Origin of the sequence: Psychrobacillus sp. MER TA 171 (assembly GCF_023713305.1) — a bacterium.
Classification (GTDB): Bacteria; Bacillota; Bacilli; order Bacillales_A; family Planococcaceae; genus Psychrobacillus.
This window is the reverse complement of record NZ_JAMAWN010000024.1, coordinates 1-22,281: the sequence shown is the minus strand read 5'-3', so window position 1 is coordinate 22,281 and position 22,281 is coordinate 1. Positions and strand designations below refer to the sequence as shown.

Genomic DNA, 22,281 nt, shown 5'->3' with positions numbered 1-22,281 from the left:
TTCGATGCATAAGGTTGGTTACTTTAAATCAGTTCATGTAAAGATTGTGTTGATTTATGTTTTACTGATTTTAATAGCTATGCAAATAATTGGTCTATATTTTGTCAAGGGATTGGAGCATACATTAAAAGAAAACTTTCAACAATCTGTTAAGGATCGCGTTGGTGTATTAGAGTTTAGTGCAAGAGAAGAACTTGTTAAAATACGGGTAGAAGAAGACCAAACATTAGAACAAAGCTTACGTTCTATTTTGAATGGTCTTAATTCTGATGATATTAAAGAAGTTCGAGTAATTGATGCGAAATATCAAATACGAGCTACCTCAGATTCGAACAACCAAGCAATCGTTGGACAAAAGTCGTTAGATGAGCTAGTCCATAAATCTATCACGGCAGAAGAAGATTTTGATAGCATCGCCTCTAAATCAGGAGAACGTGTATGGATATTAGTAACGCCAATTATTTCACAGGGTGAGGTAATTGGAACTCTTTATATTGAATCGAATATTGAAAATGTATTTGGTCAAATGAACGAAATAAACCAAATCCTCGCAGTGGGTACGGCAGTAGCCCTTGTAATCACAATTGTACTAGGTATTCTTATAGCACAAACGATTACAAGACCTATATCGGAGATGAGGAAACAGGCACAGGCTATGTCTAAGGGCAACTTTTCTCGTAAGGTAAGAGTTTATGGAAATGATGAAATCGGTCAGTTAGCACATGCATTTAATCATCTAACAAATAGGCTGCAAGAATCCCAGTCGACTACAGAAGCTGAGCGTAGGAAACTTGCCTCTGTTTTAACTAATATGACGGATGGAGTAATAGCCACTGATCGAAAGGGTAGAGTTATTTTGATCAATGATCCTGCCCTAAGGCTCTTGCGCATACCAAGAGAAATGGTTCTCAACAGGCCTATTATTTCAGTGCTTGGCATTGATAGCATTCATTCCTTCGAAGATCTTATTCATTCAAAGGAATCCATGAATTTAGATTTCAGTACCCAGGAACGACCATATATACTTCGTGCGAACTTTTCAGTTATCCAAAAAGAAACTGGTTTCGTAAATGGTTTAATCGCTGTTTTACATGACAATACCGAGCAAGAGAAGATTGATATGGAACGTCGAGAGTTTGTAGCTAATGTGTCTCATGAACTTCGAACTCCTTTAACTACTATGAGCAGTTATTTGGAGGCACTAGCGGATGGAGCATGGAAGGATGAGGAGATAGCACCGTCATTTCTAATGGTTACGCAAACGGAGACCCAACGAATGATTCGACTGGTAAATGACCTACTACAATTGTCTAAGATGGATAGTCGCGACTATGATCTGAATAGAGAAATCGTTAATTTTAATCTATTTTTCAATCGTATTATTGATCGTTTTGAACTGTCTAAATCACAAAATGTAACGTTCCAACGTATGCTTCCAGATACGCCGTACTATGTAGACATTGATACAGATAAGTTAACTCAAGTAATCGATAATATTATATCGAATGCGTTAAAGTATTCCCCAGATGGAGGAAATATTCGATTTGGCATAGCAGTCAAAGATGAGTGGTTACAAGTGATGATATCAGATGATGGCATGGGAATACCTTCTGAAAATGTAAATCGAATTTTCGATCGTTTTTATCGAGTAGACCGGGCTAGAGCCCGTTCAATGGGAGGGACAGGGCTTGGCCTAGCCATTGCCCGGGAAATGATTGAAGCCCATGGAGGTAAGATTTGGGCAGAAAGTGAAGAAGGTCATGGAACTACTATATTCTTTACTTTAGAAATACTGTTGGATGAAGAAGGTGAGTGGGATTGAAGTATATTGAACCAGTAAAATCTATTATTTTATTATTACTAATACTGCTTAGTCTTACACTTACCTTTACGATTTGGACCTATTCACCAAAATATGATACTACTGAACCACCTGTCGTTAATATATCGATTGCAGAGAAGAAGAAGATGGAAGATGTTATAAAACCGTATCGTTTGCTGATTAGTCAACCCGAAAATCTAAGAGGCTCCTATTCGATTGTAGATATCAATAATGTTATAAATCCCATGAAAAATTGGGAGATTGAAACGGTGAAACTGTATAGTAATAATACGAATGCGGGGCAGGTAAATGAATTAATCAACAAGCCATATACGAGTACATTGTTTTTTCAAGCAGATATACCGATAGAATCTTATAGTTCGATTTTAAAGTTTTTAGATCCTATCTTTCCTAACTCTTCTTTTAATCGTCTAGTTATAGATTGGTCCTCGAAAAGTGTGGACCAAAGAGTAGAGGAAAAGGAATCTGATCAAGGGGCTACTTTGTATTTCATAAGCACCACCTTGAATAAAATCTATACGGCAAATGTGACGAAGGAAGATATCTTTGGTTTCTCTGAGCGTATGGTCAAGACTTCCAATGCTATGCTGGAATATAAAGAAATCGTAAGAGAAGGCAAATTATCCTTATATACTACAAGTAACCCTGAAAAGGTTGTTCAATATACTTATTTAGTGGAAGAGATTGATACGAATAGGTTCAAAGATGCCCTTTTTAATATACCAAGTTTAGTTGTTCGGCGAAGTAACCCAGTAGGATCAGGAGAACAATATACGGATGATAACGCATTAATGACTGTAGACCCTATTTCTAAAAGGTTAAGCTACGTTCATCCAGCATCAGAAGGTGAATTTCTTGGTAAATCATCGGAACTTTTATATAATAGCTTAAGCTTTGTAAATGAGCATGACGGTTGGACTGATGATTATCGATTTAGTAGAATGAATAAGAATGCGAGTCAAGTAAATTATCAACTGTATTTTGATGGGTTGCCTGTATTCAGTAAGGATATGTTGACTACAGAAATAGTTCAAGTTTGGGGAAGTAATAGAGTTTATCGTTACAATAGACCGTATTACACGTTAAATGCTCTACCGATAACTTCCACTGATTTAGAGTTACCTTCCGGTCAAAATGCATATGAATTACTTAGCTTAGCCCCAAATTCACAAGTCTCTTTAATAGAGGATTTAGTACAAGGCTATTATATATCCAAAGACGAAGACCAACCTTTATTTACTTTGGTGCCCTCTTGGTATTATCAAGTTAATGGATCATGGTTAAGACTATCTCCAGAAACTATAGGAGGTGGCACCTATGGATTGGAATAAAACGAAGACTATTTTTATCATTGTTTTTTCTATCTTGAATGTCTTTTTGTTTTCCTTATATTTGAATAGATATACAGCAGGTCAAAATATAGAAGTTTTAAGCTCTACCACGACAGAGGAACGTCTAAAAGTAGAGAACATTAATGTGTCAAAAGCTTCTAGTGTTACTGTGGAAGAAGCCTATTATGTTTCTGGTAGTGTTCATAACTTTAAGCCAGAAGAAATAGAAGAATTAGAAAATCAAACAGTTGAATTTAAGCCTGATGCACAAATAGTCGGCACATTTATAAAACCTATACCAATAACCGAAGAGAATTCCATCGAAACTCTCATCAGTGATAATATATTTAAAGGTTCTTCATATGGATTGTGGAAAATAGACGAGGAAGCTCGTATGGCAATTTTTTTTCAAAAAGTAAATGATCGTCTTGTCTATTACAATCAAAAAGCTAAATTAGTAGTCTATTGGAATGAGAATAATGAACTCATAAGCTATGAGCAAACCATCCTAGATAACTTAGAGGATTATAGTGAGTCTAAAAATCTATTGCCTACTATTCAAGCAGTTTCAAATCTATATTCCAAAGGTTTGCTAGTTGCCAATTCAACCGTTACAGATATTAGTCTGGGCTATTTTACATTAGTCCAACAAGCCGAGACGCAGGTATTTGCACCAACTTGGCGAATACTTGTGGAACGTGAGGACGGAACTATAGATGAACACTTTGTAAATGCGGTAGAAGGAAGAATTATTGAAATACCAACAGAAGTAGATTCATCAGCAGTAGAATAAGGAGTTTTGATGATGAAGTTTAGTGTATTAGCTAGCGGGAGCAGCGGAAACGCCATCTACGTAGAAAACGAGAAGCATTCCTTTTTAGTTGACGTAGGCCTAAGCGGCAAAAAAATGGACGAGCTCTTTCAAGGAATTGGAAGAGAAATAAAAAATCTTTCTGGTATCTTCATTACTCACGAGCATAGTGATCATATAAAGGGGCTCGGTGTATTAGCTAGAAAATATGGTGTACCAATATACGCCAATGAAAAAACATGGGGAGCAATGGATTCACTTGTTGGAAAGGTGCCCTTAGATCAACGTTTCACTTTTGATATGGAATCGGTGAAAACGTTTGGCTCTATGGATATCCAATCGTTTGGTGTCTCCCATGATGCTGCAGATCCGATGTTTTATATATTTCATGAAAATGGGCGCAAGCTTGTTTTAATTACAGATACGGGATATGTAAGTGATCGCATGAAGGGACATATTAAAGGAGCAGATGCCTTTGTCTTCGAAAGCAATCATGATGTCAGTATGCTACAAATGGGACGCTATCCTTGGTCGGTCAAACGCCGAATACTAAGTGACGTGGGACATGTCTCTAACGAAGATGCTGCGGTAGCTATGAGTGAGGTAATTGATTTAAAATCAACTAATGTGTACCTCTCACATCTTAGCAAGGATAATAACATGAAGGACCTAGCAAGAATGAGCGTTACCCAAACCTTACAATCGTGTGGTATCATCGCAGGTGAATATGTTCACTTACACGACACGGATGCAAATCAGCCAACTGAATTAGTACTAGTATAATTATAAAGTTCCAGGAGCCTAAAAGCTTTTGGAGCTTTTTTTAATTTAATTTTAGATTATTTTCATTTAATTTTAATGTTTAGTGGGTAAAGTAAGCATACGAACATATTGTTTAATGAAAGGGAGAGTGCAATGGGTTACTATAATTCATATGGTCCTGAACAAGAACCACCAAAAGTAAGAAATAAGGATAAGAAAAGAGGAGTAATAGGTTATTTCTTCAGTGGATTAGCAGGAGTCCTAGTAGGAGCTCTTCTAGTTTGGTTTTTAACTCCTTCTGTTGTAAATAATTTACCTTCCCAAACAGAAGGGGAAGCAACGACAAGTAAAACAACTAAAACAGAGCAAGTAAGCGTCGATATTACTACGGATGTAACCGGAGCAGTAGAAAAAGCCTCGGCGGGAGTAGTCGGTATTACTAATATTCAATCCGTAAGAAATTTCTGGAGCCAAAGTTCCACGGAGCAGGAGGCTGGCACTGGTTCAGGAGTAATCTATAAAAAAGAAGGCGGAAAAGCATATATCATTACGAACCATCATGTAATTGCAGGTGCAGAAGCATTAGAAGTGACATTAAAGGATGGAGTAAAAGCAGACGCAAAATTAGTCGGAAGTGACATGTGGACAGATCTAGCCGTGTTAGAAATAGACGATAAAGGAATTGAAACAGTTTTAGAGATCGGAAACTCAGATACATTAAAGCAGGGAGAAACAGTTATTGCTATTGGTAATCCTCTCGGCTTAGACTTCTATGGTTCAGTTACAACTGGTGTAGTTTCTGGTACGGACCGTGCTATTCCAGTGGATATCAATGAAGATGGGACTGTGGATTGGCAAGCAGAAGTTTTACAAACGGATGCGGCCATTAACCCGGGTAATAGTGGTGGAGCATTGATTAATTTAGCCGGTCAGCTTATAGGCATCAATTCGATGAAAATCTCTGAGTCAACAATAGAAGGAATAGGCTTGGCGATTCCAGTAAACTCCGCAATGCCTATAATTGAAGACTTAGAAGTCAATGGTAAAGTAATTCGACCTTCTATGGGTGTTACACTTATCGATTTAACAAATGTTCCAGCATTTCATCAACGAGATACTTTAAAACTACCTGCAGAAGTTACTACTGGGGTTGTTGTAGATGAAGTATATGAAGGAACACCTGCAGCAATTGCTGGTATAAAAACCTATGATGTCATCGTAGAAATGGATGGAGAAAAAGTGGAGAATTCCATCGATCTTAGAAAGCATCTATATAATGAAAAAGATATTGGTGATAGCTTGGACGTCAAGGTGTACCGTCAAGGAGAAATAGTCGAATTAACTTTAACATTAAAGGACTCCACTCAGTTATAGACATGTGGATAACTAAAAAGTAGCAACAAAAGTTTTACACAACGAGTATGGAAAGAAAAGCTTGTCTTTCCTACTCGTTTTTTCTTTGTTAAAATAGACTGTGGATAACAATAGAAAAAATGTGTATAACTATGTTAAGTAATTTTAAAGAGAAAGGGAGTTAAATAGTGAGAATATTCAGTTGCGAAACCCATATAAATCACGCTTTAGATATCTTTGTAGCAGAGGAAAAAACATTCCCAGTGATGGAGAAAATAAATGAGGAAAAACAGTTATCCACAAGTTGTACCTATTGTAACAATTCTGCAATATATCTTGTGGCTCATGAAAATGACGACACAACATGTAGATAAGTGTTGTGGATATGTGGATAAGTGTTGTTAATAACTTGTTTGTAAATGAAATGTAAAGGTGGATAACCTGTGAATATACAAATTATATCAGTAGGTAAGCTGAAGGAAAAATACTTGAAAATGGGGATTGAAGAATATACAAAGAGACTGGGAAGCTATGCAAAAATAGATCTTGTCGAAGTAGCAGATGAAAAAGCTCCTGAGAATCTGAGCGAGGCAGACATGGAAATCGTAAAGAAGAAGGAAGGAGACCGTATCCTAGCAAAAATCGGTGCAGACACATATGTCATCGCTTTAGCTATCGAAGGAAAGATGAAAACCTCTGAACAGCTTGCTGCAGATATCGAGTCGTTAATGACTTATGGAAGAAGCAAAATAGCTTTTGTAATAGGTGGTTCTCTAGGATTGCATGAAGAAGTTATGAAGCGAAGCGACGAAAAGTTATCCTTTTCCAAAATGACTCTACCACACCAGCTTATGAAGCTCGTTTTAGTGGAGCAGATTTACCGAGCATTTCGAATTATGAAGGGTGAACCGTATCATAAATAGATGAGGTTTTTAAAATAACCACCTAGAACGTTAATTTATCAGCGTTTTAGGTGGTTATTTTAATTAAGGATTTGTTGAATTTCCATCTTAACGCTACGTGTTATAAAATTTATTCAGTTAAGGCCTCATTACTTGTCGGTTTAATTATATTTTTTTGTTGATTTTCTCTCGGTACATCTCCCTCTGCTCTCCAAACCGTACCCCTGCGTTCATACTCTAACAGTTGCTCCACTGCGTGTGCTATACGGGGACCTAATTCTCGCTCAACTAGGTAAAGGGCAACATCGAGTCCCGAAGTAACGCCACCGCCAGTAACAATATTACCATCATCTACAATTCTAGCATTAACCGGAATCGCATTTGTAGTACTTAAAAGCCCCATCCCCATGTGGTGGGTAACAGCATGCCGGTCTTCTAACAATCCACCCATTGCTAAAATGAGAGAACCACCGCAAACTGCTGAAAGCAATAGATCTGGTTTCTTAATAGCTTCAATGAGTAAATTACTTAACTCTGTTTCCGTTGCTTGTTGTAATTTAGCTGGGCTCGAATCTGGTCCATCCTCGTGAACCGAACCAAATGCTCCTGGAATAAGAATAATTCCTTTACTGTTTATATCAAGTTTACCGCTAGCTTGAATAGGTAAGTGATTTACCCCGCTTGGTACCATTCGTTCCCCTTCAGGAGAAACGAGTTGAACGGTGATGTCTTCATTTGCGTACATCGCTGCAGCAGTAAACACTTCATAAGGTGCAATAACGTCTAATAAATCAAATCCATCAAACAATACAATTTGGATATACAGAATATTACCTCCATTTAAAATGATTTTTATTCGATAATGTCTTTACTTTGTAAGTAAATTTTTCAGTCGTTGATATTCCGACTCAGTTAGGTCCCCCTCAATTACAAGGTCTTTAAGACAGTCAATTTGCTTGGAATGCATATAACGACAGCGTATTGCGTATATGCGAACCGCTACAATACAGAATAGTGTAAGGCAAAACAAAGCACCGAATGGAAAGAATGAGAAAGTTTGATCTTCAATACCCATTTGTAAATCCTCCCTTAATATAGTTAAAGTGTGGAGTATTTCAAATAGATGATGATAGCTCCACAATGAAAGAATAACCTTTGAATGTCTCAAAAGAGGGTATGAAACAATCACAAAATCATCACAATCCATCGGAAAACTTATTCTTTAATGTAAAAGTGATAAACTAAAACTATATTTTAATTTTGTTAGTTGGTATCTATGGGAGTCGTCTGAGGAAAGGTGGAATTTTCGTAATGGAAAGATATACGGTTTTAGTCGTTGACGATGACATTAGCATTGTTGAACTATTGAGAGATTTCTTAGAAAATGAAGGCTTTTATGTGAAAACGGCTTATGACACTAATTGGGCACTCGTCGCCCTGAAACAAAGTACAATTGATTGCCTCGTCCTAGATATCATGATGCCGGGTCAAAATGGTTTTGAGTTATGTCGGCAGATCCGTATGGAAAGTAATGTGCCAATTCTATTTTTAAGTGCTCTGAGTGATGACGTAGATAAAATTCGTGGATTAGCACTTGGAGGAGACGATTATATAGTCAAAACTGCTTCGCCGGGAGAGATTGTTGCAAGAGTAAAGGCTGTATTAAGGCGATCCAGTTCTAAGCAAGAATTCAGAAAGGTCTTAGATTATGGACGTCTCTTATTGGATTTGTCCACAAGAGAAGTATTTATAGATGGGCAATCCATATCACTGACTCCGAAAGAGTATGATTTGCTGCAACTGTTCGCGGAACATCCAAAATATGTTTTTTCATATGATCAATTACTCGGAAAATTTTGGGAAGGGATTGGTGATAAACATACTATTCGTGTCCATCTAAGCCGACTTCGGGAGAAAATTGAAGCTGATCCGAATAATCCCCAATTTATAGTTAACGTATGGGGTATAGGTTATCGCTTCAAAGGAGAAAAAAGTGAAAACTATTCGCATTCGTAAATTTACCATTCTTAGTTTATTAATTATACTTATTTTCCCGTGGATATTTTATGTAGGTGGGCATTTTCTTGAAACAAAGTCATTCAATCTTGGAATTCCGACCAAGTCAAAAATTACACAAATAGTTGCGGGAATTACGGGTCTACTATTGGCCTTTTTGATTGTGGCCTATACAATGCGAAGATATATTCTCCTCCCTTTAGAGAAAATGAGCCTCTGTGCTCGCCAAATTGCAGATGGAGATTTGGATATCCAAATCCCTTCTTCAAAGATTTCAGAAATTGCTGAAGTCCATGATGGGTTTAATGTAATGGTCGATAGTTTAAAAAAATCTTTTGATAAACAAGTTGAATTGGAAGATGAACGGAGGTTTGTGATTGCTGCTGTTGCGCATGATTTACGGACACCGTTATTTGCCTTACGGGGTTATTTAGACGGCCTAGAGCAAGGTATTGCTGATTCGCCTGAAAAGAAAGCAAAGTATTTGGCAGTTTGTAAGGAGAAGTCAGCACAGTTGGACCGACTTGTAGAGGAGCTTTTCACGTTTGCGAAGACAGAGTACCAAGAAATGGTACGTGGTGAAAATAGGGTTGATCTGATACTTGTTCTCAAGAAATCGATTGAAAGCTTAAGCCCTCGGGCTGAGCAAAAGGATATCTCTATCATTGTAAATAATTTGACAAGTGATTGTAATATTAAGGGCGATTCACACTTATTAGAGCGAGCATTGAATAACTTAATAGATAATGCGGTCAGACATACACCTAGAAATGGTGAAATTTATATCAATTGCAATAGAAATGAAACCTTTGTGATCTTTACGATACAAGATACAGGGGAGGGGTTCTCTGAAGAGGATCTGCAAAGAGTTTTTGAACCGCTATATCGAGGGGAAGCATCAAGAAATCGCTCAACTGGAGGAGCCGGATTAGGATTAACTATTTCTCAGCGAATTATTAAACAGCATGGCGGGGACCTAGTTGTAGGAAATCACCCAAAAGGTGGAGCATACTTAAAAGGCTGTATACCCTTGGATACTTAATTATCAGTGCTCTTAATGTTTGAAGGATAGACCGTTCACTAAACTTAAGAAATTTTTTCAATATCTAGACTGAATTTGTGATAGGGAGAAGTATATTATTTCTAAAAGAACAAACTAGAACGATATTGTCGCAATATTCTAGCTGGTAACAATTTAACAGTATTAGTATACCAGTCATTAAAGGAATATAAATTCCTCTTGAAATGGGAAATCCCTATTCAAAATTAAGAAACAAAAAAGCAGCATCTCACAAGGAGATGCTGCGGTAGAATTCTTTGTTCCTGAAGAACTCTAATGGGTTTGGCACCCAATAATGCTAATTTGCCTAATCTAAAGTTACCATTATTCGGTGTCAACGAGAGTTGTTTATTACTTATATAATATAGCATAGCAATCCGTGATATCGTTACTAATTATGTATTCTGTGTATAGAATACATAAAAATGAGGCCACATTCGATTTATACAAATCGCACTTATTTAATAAGAGAACCACCAAAAATATTGATCCAACATGTTTTGGTGGTTTAAACGTAAACGAGTTGTATGAAGCTTCCATATTAAGGTCGGTAGGTATTCAAGTTATTTGTTTATAGTGTTATGGAGTAATTGCTAAAGGTACCCCAAACCTCCTGTTTAAATAATGACGGATAAATGGACATAAAGTTAACGATTATTAAGGCATAATCTAAACTTGGGTATAGGTCAAATAAAAACCTATCGCCATATCGAATGGTTGTTAATGCAAGTGGTAATTCGCGCCTAAAAACTTCATTCCGCTTTGTTGCTGCACTTAAGTCGTGATTTTCTTTATCTAGATATAGATATACGTTGTAATTTAAACTATTTCCTTGTGTTTTCCAAACGCCTAGTACTTCGTCTCTCATTTCAGTATTAATTTTATCCCATGCAAATTGTGTTCCAATTGTTAAGAATAATTCTCCAGTGAAATCAGAGTGAGTCAGTGTGTGACTTCTGGAAATGATGGGTCCTGTAGCTGAAACACCATCTCGATATTCAACAGTGAGTTTATCTGGATTTAACTTACTAATGCCACCAACTCCAATCGTTTTTTTACCAATATGCTATTTTTTAGTTTGAGGTTGGTTAAAAGACACAGGTGTAATGATTTTAATTGGAGGAGCAGAAGTAAAAAGGATAGCGGAGACCAAATAGGTCAAGTTATCCCTTCCAATGTTAATAAATTTTGCAATAAACCTCAAAAGCGTCCTAATTTTGTTAAGCTACTGTTACTTAGTAGTTCTTCATAAAATAATGAGTAAGTTGGTAAATTGGATAGAATGACATAATTCAGGTTTTTTTCACAATACCTAGGGGTGAAAAAATGGCTAGAGTTAAATACCGAGATAAAGACATTGATCTCATCGCAGGGTGAACTGGGAATGAAAATTAAATAAAAAAAAGGTCGATTTTCTACATTAATAGAAAATCGACCTTTTAAAATCTTATTGTGCAGTTAATCCGCCATCGATTACAAATTCTGAACCTGTGGAATAGCTAGACTCGTCCGAAGCTAAGAATAGTACCATATTAGATACTTCTTCTGGCTGTGCAACGCGTTTTAAAGGAATGTGTTTAGCGAATTCTTCAACCGCTGCTTTTGTATCTTCTTGCACAACCATTGGTGTAGCGATTACACCTGGATGTACAGAGTTTACGCGAATGCCCATTGGAGCTAAGTTAATTGCAGCTGCTTTTGTCATACCACGTACGGCAAATTTAGTGTCAGTGTAACCAACAGCCCCAGCAACTAAGCCGTTCATAGAAGAAATGTTGACGATGGAACCGCCACCAGCTTTCATCATGGAAGCTGCTACTGTTTTCATCCCTAAGAAAACAGAAACTTGGTTAATATCCACGATACGACGGTATTCTTCTACTGTAATATCAAGCATATTTTTAGCCATTGTAATACCGGCATTGTTTACTAAAATGTTTACTGGACCAAAAGCTTCTTCTGCTTTTGCAATAACGGTAGCCCAATCCTCTTCAGATGTTACGTTTTGTTTTACAAAAAGAGCATTCTCACCTAACTCAGCTGCAAATGCATTTCCTTTTTCCTCATTTAAATCTGTTAAAATGACTTTTGCACCGTGCTCAACGAATAATTTTGCATGTGCTGCACCCATACCTTGCGCAGCTCCTGTAATAATTGCAACTTTACCTGATAAACGACTCATGTAAATGGCCTCCTAAGTTTCATATAAAGTGATAGTTGACTATCACTTTTATACTTACTAGTAAACAACTTAACTGTCAAAATGTCAATTCCTAAGTCCGTTACTTATTATGGTCGGATGTAACGTAAAAAAACATCCTTCATCATTAATAATTGTTTTTCTGCAGTAAGTAACGACGAAAGATAGGCATCATGCTTTGTCAGCCTTGATTTATAAGCGAATATACTAAAATTTTGAACCATCGTCATCATAAATACTTGCAAATCGGCATCAGATCTTAAACTACCATCTTGCTTGCCCTGATCACCTACTGTTAATAAAATACCTGCCAATTTGCTGCGTGCAGATAAGTATTCTGCATATTGATCAGGTGATTCCTCCGCTATTTTTTCATATAAATCAAATGACTCAAAAAACTTCGCTAAACGTAGCTGTGGATCCTTCGTTACATTTATATAATAATCTAAAATCTGCTCTATTTTTTCATATGCAGGGATTGTTTGCTCCACAATCTCCCCTACATCTGTAGCCATTTTATCCGTAATAGCATTTGTAGCAGCTATCACTAAATACTCTTTTTTAGGAAAATAACGGAATAACGTTGCTATTCCAACGCCAGCAGCAGTCGCGATATCTTGCATTTGTATAGTTTGTATACCTTGCTCCAAAAATAACTCCGTTGCAATCTTGATAATATTTTCACGGCGTTGTTGCTTTTGTTGTTCTCGTTTACTCAAATTTAATCACTCCAGCTATTCTTCATACAATGATTGTAACATGCTTTATCGTATCATCTTATTTTCATATCGAAGCCGCTTAATTGAAATAGGCAACAAGATAAGATCGTTTAAGAAAATTTGCGAAGACGGAATCTATAGTTAGTCCAATGGTCTAATTTTTTGTATATTTGGGACATGAGTTTACGATAAAGTTAAAGACCTTCTTTATGGACATTATTAACAGAGTATTGGATAACAACTATTTTCATACCTTAATGGTTGACTGAGAACCAAATGTATAGAATAATAAAACTATACATTAGAATTATTATAAGATAATTTTAATACTTATGAGAAATAATAAATAATACATAGGAGGCTATAAATTATGGCATTAATAGGTAAAGAAATTGCACCATTCACTGCAAAAGCATTTCAACAAGGTGAATTTATCGACGTATCTTCTGAAAACTTCAAAGGTAAATGGTCGGTAGTATGCTTCTATCCTGCAGATTTCACTTTCGTATGTCCTACAGAGCTAGAAGACTTACAAAATGAATATGCAACATTAAAATCTTTAGGAGTTGAAGTTTACTCTGTATCGACAGACACTCACTTCACACATAAAGCTTGGCATGATACTTCCGATACTATCGGCAAGATCGAATACATAATGATTGGTGATCCATCCCACACAATTTCTAAAGCATTCGATGTATTAAATGAAGAAGATGGCTTAGCAGAGCGCGGTACTTTCATCCTTGACCCAGAAGGTATTGTACAAGCTTACGAAATTAACGCTGGTGGTATCGGTCGTGATGCATCTACGTTAGTAAACAAAATAAAAGCAGCTCAATATGTTCGCAACAATCCAGGCGAAGTTTGCCCAGCTAAATGGCAAGAAGGCGGCGAAACTTTAACTCCAAGCTTAGACCTAGTTGGTAAAATCTAAGTTTCTAAGCTATATAAACTAGAGCGAGATTTAAGCGGCAAGTGCCTGTTATGAAATTATTTTCAGACAGCCTTGTCGCTATTTTTTATTAGGATTATAAAGAAAAAAGAAATAAGCGTATTAAAAAATTAGGAATAGAGGTGAGGGGCTGCTCGTTGAGGATAACATATAGATTTATTATTTAATGATAGTTATATAATTTTCTGACTATAATAATTCTACATGTCAGCGACAGCGAAGTTTATGCTATTAGATGCAAACTTGAAAGCTCAGTTACAACAGTATTTAGCATTATTAGAAGGTGAGATAGTTATCAAAGTAAGCGTAAGCGATGATAAGGTATCCAATGATATGCTTGATCTTGTAACGGAGTTAGAAAATATGTCTCCGCTAATTACTGTACAACATGCATTACTAGAGCGTACTCCTAGCTTTAGTATTAATAAGGTAGGGGAAGAAACAGGTGTAACATTCGCAGGCTTACCGCTTGGCCATGAATTTACATCATTAGTCTTAGCCTTATTGCAGGTTTCTGGTCGTGCTCCAAAGGTAGACGAGTCAGTGATTAAACGTATTCAAGCAATCAAGAAACCTATGAAATTTGAAACGTACGTGAGCCTGACTTGTCACAATTGTCCAGACGTTGTGCAAGCATTGAATATTATGTCTGTGTTAAACCCAAATATCTCTAACACAATGGTAGAGGGTGGCACGTTCCAAGACGAAATTAAAGAACGTGACATTATGGCCGTACCAACAGTTTATATGAACGGTGAGAACTTTAGTGGAGGGCGTATGGAGCTTGAGGATATTTTAAACAAGCTTGGAGAAGCGTCTGACGGCTCTGAATTTGGAGATGTTGAACCGTTCGATGTATTAGTAGTTGGTGGCGGTCCGGCAGGTGCCTCAGCCGCAATCTATTCTGCTCGTAAAGGTATTCGCACAGGAATTGTAGCGGAGCGCTTTGGTGGCCAAGTAAATGACACATTGGCTATTGAGAACATTATTGGTACCAGAGCTACAGAAGGTCCACAATTTGTTTCAAGCCTAGAGGCACATGTAGCGGATTACAATGTAGATATTATGAAATCCCAACGAGTTACAAGTATTGCTCGTAACGAAATGGTAGAAGTAACTTTAGAAAACGGTGCAGTATTGAAAGGAAAAACAGTTATTCTTTCAACAGGGGCACGCTACCGTCAATTAGGTGTACCGGGCGAGCAAGAATTTAAAAATAAAGGCGTAGCATATTGTCCGCATTGTGATGGTCCTATCTTCAAAGGGAAAGATGTGGCAGTAGTTGGCGGTGGAAACTCTGGAGTTGAAGCAGCAATTGACTTAGCGGGAATTGTGAATCATGTTTACCTATTACAACGAAATACAGAGCTAAAGGCTGATACAGTATTACAAGAGCGTTTACATAGTCTATCTAATGTAACGGTTTTAACAAATGCCTTAACACAAGAAATTACAGGTACAGATAAAGTGAACGGGTTAACTTATTTGGATGTTGTGTCTGGAAAAGAAGAGCATATTGAGCTACAAGGAGTTTTCGTACAAATTGGTCTACTACCGAACACAGAATTTTTAAAAGGTATAATTGATTTAAATCAAAATAATGAAATCATTATTAATAAGCATGGTGCGACAAGCATGCCTGGTGTATTCGCAGCAGGTGACTGTACGGACACAGTATACAAGCAAATCATCATTTCAATGGGTTCAGGGGCAACCGCTGCACTTGGATCATTTGATTATTTGATACGTAACACGACGCCTCAACTAGTTAATGGTTAATATCTTACTAATCTAGTCCTAGTTATAAAGAATACAAAAGCAGTATCAAGATTATTTTAAAAAAAGAAACCAACTTTGTTTTATATGAGTTGGTTTCTTTTTATATATTAATGATTTCATTTCGTTGTTCCTTTAGAGAGCATTGAGCACTTATCAAGCATCTTAGTCTTCAATATGGAAACTTTGAATCATCTCATTTACTTTTTCACTTAGCCCATTTAACATCTCAGCCGATTCTTGTAGGTTTATAAAAGCCTCGTACTGATGATCAACAGAAGCATTTATTAACTCTGTTTTTAGTGAAACCTCATTAGCAACATCTGATATTTCTGAAATAGCTTTTACAACGTCTTCCTTAATAAGATTGGCATTCAAAATCTCCCCATTAATTTCAGTAAGCGAATGCAGAATGTGACTAATGGCGTCATTTAGCGTATTAAATGCTTTACCTGTTTCCCCCATAATAATGCCTTGCTCACTGTTAATATGAGCGGTTTGATTCATTAAATCGAGCGTTTTAACTGTATCGTTCTCAATCGTCATGATCGTGTCTTCGATTTGTTTGGAGGCAGTTGCCGATTGTGCTGCTAATTTTTGTACCTCAGCTGCAACAACAGCAAAACCAACACCGTATTCACCAGCTCTCGCTGCCTCAATACTTGCATTAAGTGCAAGTAAGTTAGTTTGACTAGAAATTTCATTTAATGTTTGAACAATATATCCGATTTTTTTCATATTTTCCGCAAGTACATGTACCACTTTAACAACTTCATCGGTACTGTTTATTGATATTTCTGTTTTTTCTTGTAAGTCTTTGAGCTTTCCTACCCCCTGTTGAAGAACAATCTTAGCATTTGCTGATAGCTCATCCATTTGTATGTTTTTTTCATTTAATTTATTTATAACATTTGAAAGTTCCAAGGTTTTTTGATCGGTTGCTTCTGTTAAGACTTTTTGTTTTGTCACTCCCTCAGCAATTTCCACAATTTCTTTGCTTATTTTTTCACCAGTTACACTAGTTTCATCTGAGATTAAACTAAGTTGATGGGAAGAATCACTAAGGTGTTCTACTGTATTTCTGACGGTTGATATTAATTGTTTCGTTTGTTCAGTCATTAAATTAAAATCCTTCGATAATTCCCCTAATTCATCATTTGCAAATGATTTAATATTTACTGTTAAATCGCCTTCAGCTACCTTTTTAACACTATTTCTTAATGTTTGAATCGGACGATTGATAGAACGAATAACTAATAGACCTAGTAACGAACTAACTATTAAACAAAGTAAGATTACAATGCATGTAACTGTAAAGAGAAGAGAATACTTTTCTTTTACTTCTTTTAACATGATTTCGTTATTATCGAAATATAAATCACCAATTACATCTAAGGATTCTTCTGCTGCATCAAATTTTATATATCCTTCATTTTGAGATAACAACATACCTTGTTCACGGTCGGAAGGATTGGAAGAGGATAGTAACTGAACAACTTCATTCGAGATTGTAAAGTATTCTTCTTTCATATCTTCATGCGCTTGCGCTAGTTTTTTTTCGTTTGGGAGATTAATAATATTTGAGTAATACTCTGAAAATCTTTCTTCGATATCTACCTTTTGACCATTATATTCTTCTAATTGATCTTTAAAGGCACTAGTACTTGGTTCATATAAATAGAGATTTTTTTCAGCTATATACATTTGATGAAAGTCGATTCCAACTGTTCGCAATAAATTCAAATTTTTAGACCTACTCTCCAAGCTCTCTTCTAACGAAGATTGGACATTTTGTAGATTAAATAAACCCATTAAACCTAGTAGAATATTGGTTGCAACTACTATAGTAATTATAGTAGAGATTTTGGTTTTAATAGACATTTTAAAACTTCTTATCATAATGAGGAGCCCCTTTTTAATTTTTATCCTTCGGCAAATCGTCGTTATACTTATAGATGACTTTTATCCTTGTTAAAGTCCTATAAAATGGTCATTGTTATAACTTTTGTATTACCTTTCATTCACAAAAAGTAATTCTACCATAATAATTGATTTTAGAAAATAAAAGATTACCAATTATTTCATTGAAGGGGCTAAACTATTATGAAACCTTCATAGTAAGGACAGAGTAATACATTAATAATTCAATTTGACATTTATCTCCATGTATTATATTATTTTTTTAGATAAATACCTGAAATTTTTCAGGAGAGGTTCATAGCAGATACCCTCTATAAAAAACTATGGATACATGACGAACATGCCATGTCCATAACTGGACATGGCTTTTTTGTTTTAATCCTGTAAAGTTTTATAGAAAATGTTGCAGCCTCTCCTTGAAAAGATTTGGTATTACTTTTCAAGGGGGTTTTTTTATGTCTGGCCGAAAGTCAGCTGAAGGATTAGAAGATTTGACCTTATTAGGAAATCAAAAAGTGCAATATGCATTTAACTATGCGCCTGAAGTATTAGAATCAGTAGACAATCTACATTCTAATCGAGATTATTTTGTGAAGTTTAATTGCCCAGAGTTTACGAGTCTATGTCCAATAACGCAACAACCTGATTTTGCTACTATGTATATTTCATACATCCCAGATAAAAAAATAGTGGAAAGTAAATCGCTGAAGCTATATTTATTTAGCTTTAGAAACCATGGTGATTTCCACGAGGACTGTGTGAACATTATTATGAATGATTTAATCAACCTGCTAGACCCTAGATATATTGAGGTTTGGGGGAAATTTACACCACGTGGTGGTATCTCTATTGATCCGTGGTGCAACTATGGACGACCAGGAACAAAATATGAGGAAATCGCGAGCTATCGTTTAATGAACCATGATCTTAATCCAGAAAATATTGATAATCGATAAATGGAATTGAATAGGAACTAGGAACTTCTTACTTCTAGACGATTACTTATAAATAAAATTAATTAAATAGATCCTTGTTAGCAAGGAAGAGGTTATTAGCGACCCTCTTAAAAAAACTAAGATGAAAACAGCACTTCTCTTAGTGTGCTGTTTTTCGTCGTGAAGGAGATTTATACATGAAACAAAGTAAAGCACTTATTGTATTCAGTGGAGGGCAAGATAGTACGACTTGTTTGTTCTGGGCGATTGAAAATTTTGCAGAAGTGGTGGCCGTGACCTTTGATTATGGTCAAAGGCATCGCCTGGAGATTGACTGTGCAAAAGAAATAGCAAAAGAGCTTGGCATCGAACATCATGTGCTCGATATGTCATTACTAAATCAGCTTGCAGCTAATGCATTGACACGCGAGGAGATCAAAATTGAAGAAGGGGATAAAAGTGAGCTACCTTCAACATTTGTTCCCGGAAGAAATCTGCTTTTTCTTTCATTTGCTGGTGTCTTAGCTAGTCAAGTAGGAGCAAAGCATATCGTGACAGGGGTTTGTGAAACAGACTTTAGTGGGTATCCCGATTGTCGCGACGTTTTTATCAAATCGATGAATGTGACATTAAATTTATCAATGGATAGTTCCTTTGTCATTCATACACCATTAATGTGGATCAACAAGGCACAAACATGGGAGCTAGCAGATTCTCTTGGTGTATTTGAGTATGTGAGAGAAAGAACTTTAACCTGTTATAACGGAATCATTGCAGATGGTTGTGGAGAGTGCCCAGCATGTAAATTACGTGAAAATGGGCTTGAGGAGTATTTAAATACGAAGCGAGAACTTGAGGAAAAGAATATATAAACGGTACTAACCTTTACAAAGTTAGTGATGTTTAAAGGAGAAGCATAATGAGAATATTATTTTATTTATTATCTATTGTTATTGCAAATGTGGTGACGGCTAGATTTGCACCGTTAGAGTTTGGCATGTTTATCGTTCCTATGGGAACGCTTTTTGTTGGAGCAACCTTTATATTTCGAGATCTTGTGCAAAACAAATATGGTAGAGCTAAAACATATTTATTTATCTTCTTAGCATTACTCTTATCAGGGACTGCATCATTTGCACTTGGAGATACTTTAATGATTGTGGTAGCATCTGCTTTATCTTTTGTAATCGCCGAGACAGCAGATACAGAAATCTATACACGCTTAAAGTTACCAATGGCGTGGAGAGTTTTTTACAGTGGGATTGTGGGAGGTCTTCTTGATTCTGTTGTTTTCGTAATCGTTGGATTGAGTCCACTTGGAGCAGGATTTATACCGTGGGAAGCTGTACCCGCAGCAATTGTCGGCCAAGTAATTGTGAAGACAGTCATTCAAATGATAGGTGCCTTGATACTGAACCAAGGGCTTGCTCTTAAAGCAAGGCGTCTAAGGGAGGTATAAAAAATAGGCTTAGCTACTAGGCTAGGCTGTATTTACGATAAAGAATGCATAAACACGATTTTATATAAAAAAGAGCCGATTTAAGAGATTATCTTAAATCGGTTCTTTTGAGAGAGAAGAAAAGTGAATAGTTTAGTGTTCATGTTTTTCCTCTTCTCTCTCTTTTTTTATTTCTTCTATTTGCTTCATCTGTTCATGATACTCGTTCTCCACATCTGAAGTAGCTGGGAGGAAGGATTCTGCGTTGAAGTCGATTCTCTTTCCGTATCGAATCATTTCATAAATAATCATGCCGTTGTTCGGTTTACCATTAATCGTAATCATAGGTACTATATCAAATAACAAATAATAGAAGGCATAGAAAACAAAGCGATCCCAAAATGTTTTATATTCTGCAGCCCATCCGTTGGCAATTAAGAAGTTAATGAGGAGGGCAATAATCAGGTTAACCAATATTGGTCCAGAATAAATGCTAACATAAGCAAACTTACTTTTACGCTTTAAGTCATCGTAAGAAAACCAGCTATACAAATGATAATACTTACGTATATCAATCATTCCAATTTTAAAGAGTCTGGGTCCAGAACCGATTGTGAGCCGTGGTTTTACTACTCCGAATAACCAGCTAACGATTAAATAACCGGATTCTCGCAGAAATACGACCACAGGCAAGATGATAAATGCAGAAATAATCAGTGACAAGAGGTCAGATAGTCCAAACATAAAAACATCACATCCTAAGCTCAACTCATAAGTATATTAGATACCCGGAATAAAATATTTGAATCCTCCAAACATTAATTGGGAAATATTACATGATGGTTTTTGATTTGGAAGTCTAGGAGTTTCTTTGAGATAACTATTTTGAATAACCTATTCAATAAGAAAACACAAACCTTTGATCTTCAAAGGCTTGCGCTTTTATTTTGTCTATTTAAACAAATTAATTGTAGTAATAATAATTGGCATACCGAAAACATCGATCAAAAAAGCACCAACGATTGGTACTATTAAGAATGCCTTACGGGATGGCCCAAATTTTGAAACTACTGCTGACATATTGGCCATGGCGTTAGGTGTTGCTCCAAGTCCATGACCAAGGAAACCTGATACCATAATGGCTGCATCATAATTTTTTCCTAGCAAACGGAAAAGGACGATTACAGCAAATAATACGATAAAGATCACTTGGGCTAGTATGATGACAAACAATGGAAGGGCTAAGTCTGCTACTTCCCAGAGCTTGATGCTCATCAGTGCCATAGATAGGAAAATACCAAGAGAGATATCTCCTATTAAGTTAATCTCTTTCATATTGATTAGATTAGGATTAAAGCGATCTAAAATGTTACGAACAATTACAGCTACAAACATCGCCCCTACGTAGCCTGGTAACACAAAACCAGTCATAGTAGAGAACCATTCACCGACATATGTACCAACAGCCATACAGAAGGTAATTAAGAAGACCTGTACCATAAATGATTTCTCGGTAATTTCATGCTGTGCTTTTTCTACATATTCTTCTGTTTCTTCAGAAGATGGCTTTAAGTTGAATTTGCGTATTAAATATTGAACGACTGGACCACCGACAAGGGCACCAGCGATTAGACCACATGTAGCGGCAGCCATGCCAATGGAGATAGCAGATGGAATTCCAAGGCCCTCAATGGTTTCCCCATAGGCAGCTGCAGCCCCATGTCCACCCTCCATGGAAGCAGCTCCTGCCATTACACCAATCAGTGGGTGAATGTCCATTACCTTTGCCAATGAAACGCCAATTACGTTTTGCATAAAAGCTAGAAATCCACAAGCTAACCAATATATGACGAGTAGTTTTCCGCCTAATTTTACAAGCTTAAAGCTTGCCCCAAGTCCAATGGTTGTAAAAAAGGTAATCATGAAAATAGATTGAAGTGAAGTGTCTAGTGTTATGTCTAGAATATCAAAACTTTTTAATACGGTTGCTAAAATGGCGAAAATTAAGCCTCCAACTACTGGTGCCGGGATGCAAAAGCGGTTCAACCATCCAATTCTTTTAACTAAAAATGTACCGATTAAAAATAATGCCACTGCTAGACTGAGCGTTGTAATTTGATTTAATACCATACGTATCCCCCTCGTATATTAGTAATAAGAGCTCTTTCCGATAGAATTTCCAGTTGATCCGGACAGCTGGAGGATCTGTTGGATTTCCTATAGGAAGTGGTCGCCTCTTGGCTCCCTCACCCTTTTTATGTTT

The 22,281-nt window shown here is 36.5% G+C and carries 21 protein-coding genes, 1 pseudogene and 1 riboswitch; of the genes and pseudogenes, 14 read left to right on the top strand and 8 right to left on the bottom strand.

Features of this window, described 5'->3' with window-relative positions; translation table 11 throughout:
* Positions 1 to 4: 4 nt before the first annotated feature.
* From walK to rlmH, 7 genes are all read left to right on the top strand, one after another.
* Entirely contained in the window at positions 5 to 1,822 is a 1,818-nt protein-coding gene (gene walK, locus M3627_RS17115; RefSeq protein ID WP_169359807.1) for a cell wall metabolism sensor histidine kinase WalK, read from the top strand.
* Entirely contained in the window at positions 1,819 to 3,174 is a 1,356-nt protein-coding gene (locus M3627_RS17110; RefSeq protein ID WP_169359806.1) for a YycH family regulatory protein, read from the top strand. Before walK ends, M3627_RS17110 begins: the two co-directional genes overlap by 4 nt.
* A complete protein-coding gene (locus M3627_RS17105; RefSeq protein ID WP_169359805.1) occupies positions 3,161 to 3,967 on the top strand; it encodes a two-component system regulatory protein YycI in 807 nt (268 codons plus the stop codon). Before M3627_RS17110 ends, M3627_RS17105 begins: the two co-directional genes overlap by 14 nt.
* A gap of 12 nt (positions 3,968 to 3,979) precedes the next feature.
* Positions 3,980 to 4,768 (top strand): MBL fold metallo-hydrolase, encoded by a 789-nt coding sequence (locus M3627_RS17100; RefSeq protein WP_169359840.1) that lies wholly within the window; start codon positions 3,980 to 3,982, stop codon positions 4,766 to 4,768.
* A 132-nt stretch (positions 4,769 to 4,900) separates the two neighbouring features.
* On the top strand, positions 4,901 to 6,121 hold the full coding sequence (locus tag M3627_RS17095; protein ID WP_169359804.1) for a S1C family serine protease: 1,221 nt from the start codon (positions 4,901 to 4,903) through the stop codon (positions 6,119 to 6,121).
* 167 nt (positions 6,122 to 6,288) lie between these two features.
* The gene (locus M3627_RS17090; protein WP_169359803.1) at positions 6,289 to 6,474 is read left to right on the top strand and encodes a CxxH/CxxC protein; all 186 of its coding nucleotides are present in this window, start codon (positions 6,289 to 6,291) and stop codon (positions 6,472 to 6,474) included.
* Between the two features lie 69 nt (positions 6,475 to 6,543).
* The gene (gene rlmH, locus M3627_RS17085) at positions 6,544 to 7,023 is read left to right on the top strand and encodes a 23S rRNA (pseudouridine(1915)-N(3))-methyltransferase RlmH (RefSeq protein ID WP_169359802.1); all 480 of its coding nucleotides are present in this window, start codon (positions 6,544 to 6,546) and stop codon (positions 7,021 to 7,023) included.
* Between the two features lie 130 nt (positions 7,024 to 7,153).
* Here rlmH and M3627_RS17080 read toward each other — a convergent pair.
* Positions 7,154 to 7,831: pseudogene (locus tag M3627_RS17080) on the bottom strand (DJ-1/PfpI family protein); the annotation flags it as partial.
* Between the two features lie 39 nt (positions 7,832 to 7,870).
* Positions 7,871 to 8,077 carry a hypothetical protein gene (locus M3627_RS17075; protein WP_251556719.1) on the bottom strand — a complete coding sequence of 69 codons (207 nt, stop codon included), beginning with the start codon at positions 8,075 to 8,077 and terminating at the stop codon, positions 7,871 to 7,873.
* Between the two features lie 236 nt (positions 8,078 to 8,313).
* Between M3627_RS17075 and M3627_RS17070 the strand changes: the two genes are divergently transcribed.
* Positions 8,314 to 9,018 carry a response regulator transcription factor gene (locus M3627_RS17070; protein ID WP_169359800.1) on the top strand — a complete coding sequence of 235 codons (705 nt, stop codon included), beginning with the start codon at positions 8,314 to 8,316 and terminating at the stop codon, positions 9,016 to 9,018.
* A complete protein-coding gene (locus M3627_RS17065) occupies positions 8,996 to 10,060 on the top strand; it encodes an ATP-binding protein (protein ID WP_169359799.1) in 1,065 nt (354 codons plus the stop codon). The genes M3627_RS17070 and M3627_RS17065 overlap by 23 nt, the downstream gene beginning before the upstream one ends.
* Positions 10,061 to 10,649: 589 nt before the next feature.
* On the opposite strand, the gene M3627_RS17060 is transcribed toward M3627_RS17065, so the two are convergent.
* From M3627_RS17060 to M3627_RS17050, 3 genes are all read right to left on the bottom strand, one after another.
* The gene (locus M3627_RS17060; RefSeq protein WP_169359838.1) at positions 10,650 to 11,111 is read right to left on the bottom strand and encodes a staygreen family protein; all 462 of its coding nucleotides are present in this window, start codon (positions 11,109 to 11,111) and stop codon (positions 10,650 to 10,652) included.
* A gap of 414 nt (positions 11,112 to 11,525) precedes the next feature.
* Positions 11,526 to 12,260, bottom strand: coding sequence for a glucose 1-dehydrogenase (locus tag M3627_RS17055; RefSeq protein WP_169359798.1), 735 nt, complete (start codon positions 12,258 to 12,260; stop codon positions 11,526 to 11,528).
* 107 nt (positions 12,261 to 12,367) lie between these two features.
* Positions 12,368 to 12,997 carry a TetR/AcrR family transcriptional regulator gene (locus tag M3627_RS17050; protein WP_169359797.1) on the bottom strand — a complete coding sequence of 210 codons (630 nt, stop codon included), beginning with the start codon at positions 12,995 to 12,997 and terminating at the stop codon, positions 12,368 to 12,370.
* 370 nt (positions 12,998 to 13,367) lie between these two features.
* Between M3627_RS17050 and ahpC the strand changes: the two genes are divergently transcribed.
* Both ahpC and ahpF read left to right on the top strand, forming a co-directional pair.
* On the top strand, positions 13,368 to 13,931 hold the full coding sequence (ahpC, locus tag M3627_RS17045; protein WP_169359796.1) for an alkyl hydroperoxide reductase subunit C: 564 nt from the start codon (positions 13,368 to 13,370) through the stop codon (positions 13,929 to 13,931).
* 243 nt (positions 13,932 to 14,174) lie between these two features.
* Positions 14,175 to 15,728 (top strand): alkyl hydroperoxide reductase subunit F, encoded by a 1,554-nt coding sequence (ahpF, locus tag M3627_RS17040; RefSeq protein ID WP_169359837.1) that lies wholly within the window; start codon positions 14,175 to 14,177, stop codon positions 15,726 to 15,728.
* A 162-nt stretch (positions 15,729 to 15,890) separates the two neighbouring features.
* On the opposite strand, the gene M3627_RS17035 is transcribed toward ahpF, so the two are convergent.
* Positions 15,891 to 17,624 carry a methyl-accepting chemotaxis protein gene (locus M3627_RS17035; RefSeq protein WP_251556717.1) on the bottom strand — a complete coding sequence of 578 codons (1,734 nt, stop codon included), beginning with the start codon at positions 17,622 to 17,624 and terminating at the stop codon, positions 15,891 to 15,893.
* Positions 17,625 to 17,929: 305 nt separating this feature from the next.
* A riboswitch (PreQ1 riboswitch) is annotated at positions 17,930 to 17,976 on the top strand.
* Positions 17,977 to 18,100: 124 nt separating this feature from the next.
* On the opposite strand from M3627_RS17035, the gene queF reads away from it, so the two are divergent.
* The 3 genes from queF to M3627_RS17020 all read left to right on the top strand — a co-directional run bounded on the left by queF (position 18,101) and on the right by M3627_RS17020 (position 20,039).
* A complete protein-coding gene (gene queF / locus M3627_RS17030; RefSeq protein WP_169359794.1) occupies positions 18,101 to 18,601 on the top strand; it encodes a preQ(1) synthase in 501 nt (166 codons plus the stop codon).
* 176 nt (positions 18,602 to 18,777) lie between these two features.
* Positions 18,778 to 19,452: a 7-cyano-7-deazaguanine synthase QueC gene (gene queC / locus M3627_RS17025; RefSeq protein ID WP_169359793.1), complete on the top strand. Its 675-nt coding sequence runs from the start codon at positions 18,778 to 18,780 to the stop codon at positions 19,450 to 19,452.
* A gap of 47 nt (positions 19,453 to 19,499) precedes the next feature.
* Complete coding sequence (locus M3627_RS17020) at positions 19,500 to 20,039, top strand: VUT family protein (RefSeq protein WP_169359792.1); 540 nt, start codon at positions 19,500 to 19,502, stop codon at positions 20,037 to 20,039.
* 132 nt (positions 20,040 to 20,171) lie between these two features.
* Here M3627_RS17020 and M3627_RS17015 read toward each other — a convergent pair whose 3' ends face one another.
* The gene (locus M3627_RS17015) at positions 20,172 to 20,762 is read right to left on the bottom strand and encodes a hypothetical protein (protein ID WP_169359791.1); all 591 of its coding nucleotides are present in this window, start codon (positions 20,760 to 20,762) and stop codon (positions 20,172 to 20,174) included.
* Positions 20,763 to 20,969: 207 nt separating this feature from the next.
* Positions 20,970 to 22,154 (bottom strand): sodium/glutamate symporter, encoded by a 1,185-nt coding sequence (gltS, locus tag M3627_RS17010; RefSeq protein WP_251556728.1) that lies wholly within the window; start codon positions 22,152 to 22,154, stop codon positions 20,970 to 20,972.
* Positions 22,155 to 22,281: the final 127 nt, after the last annotated feature.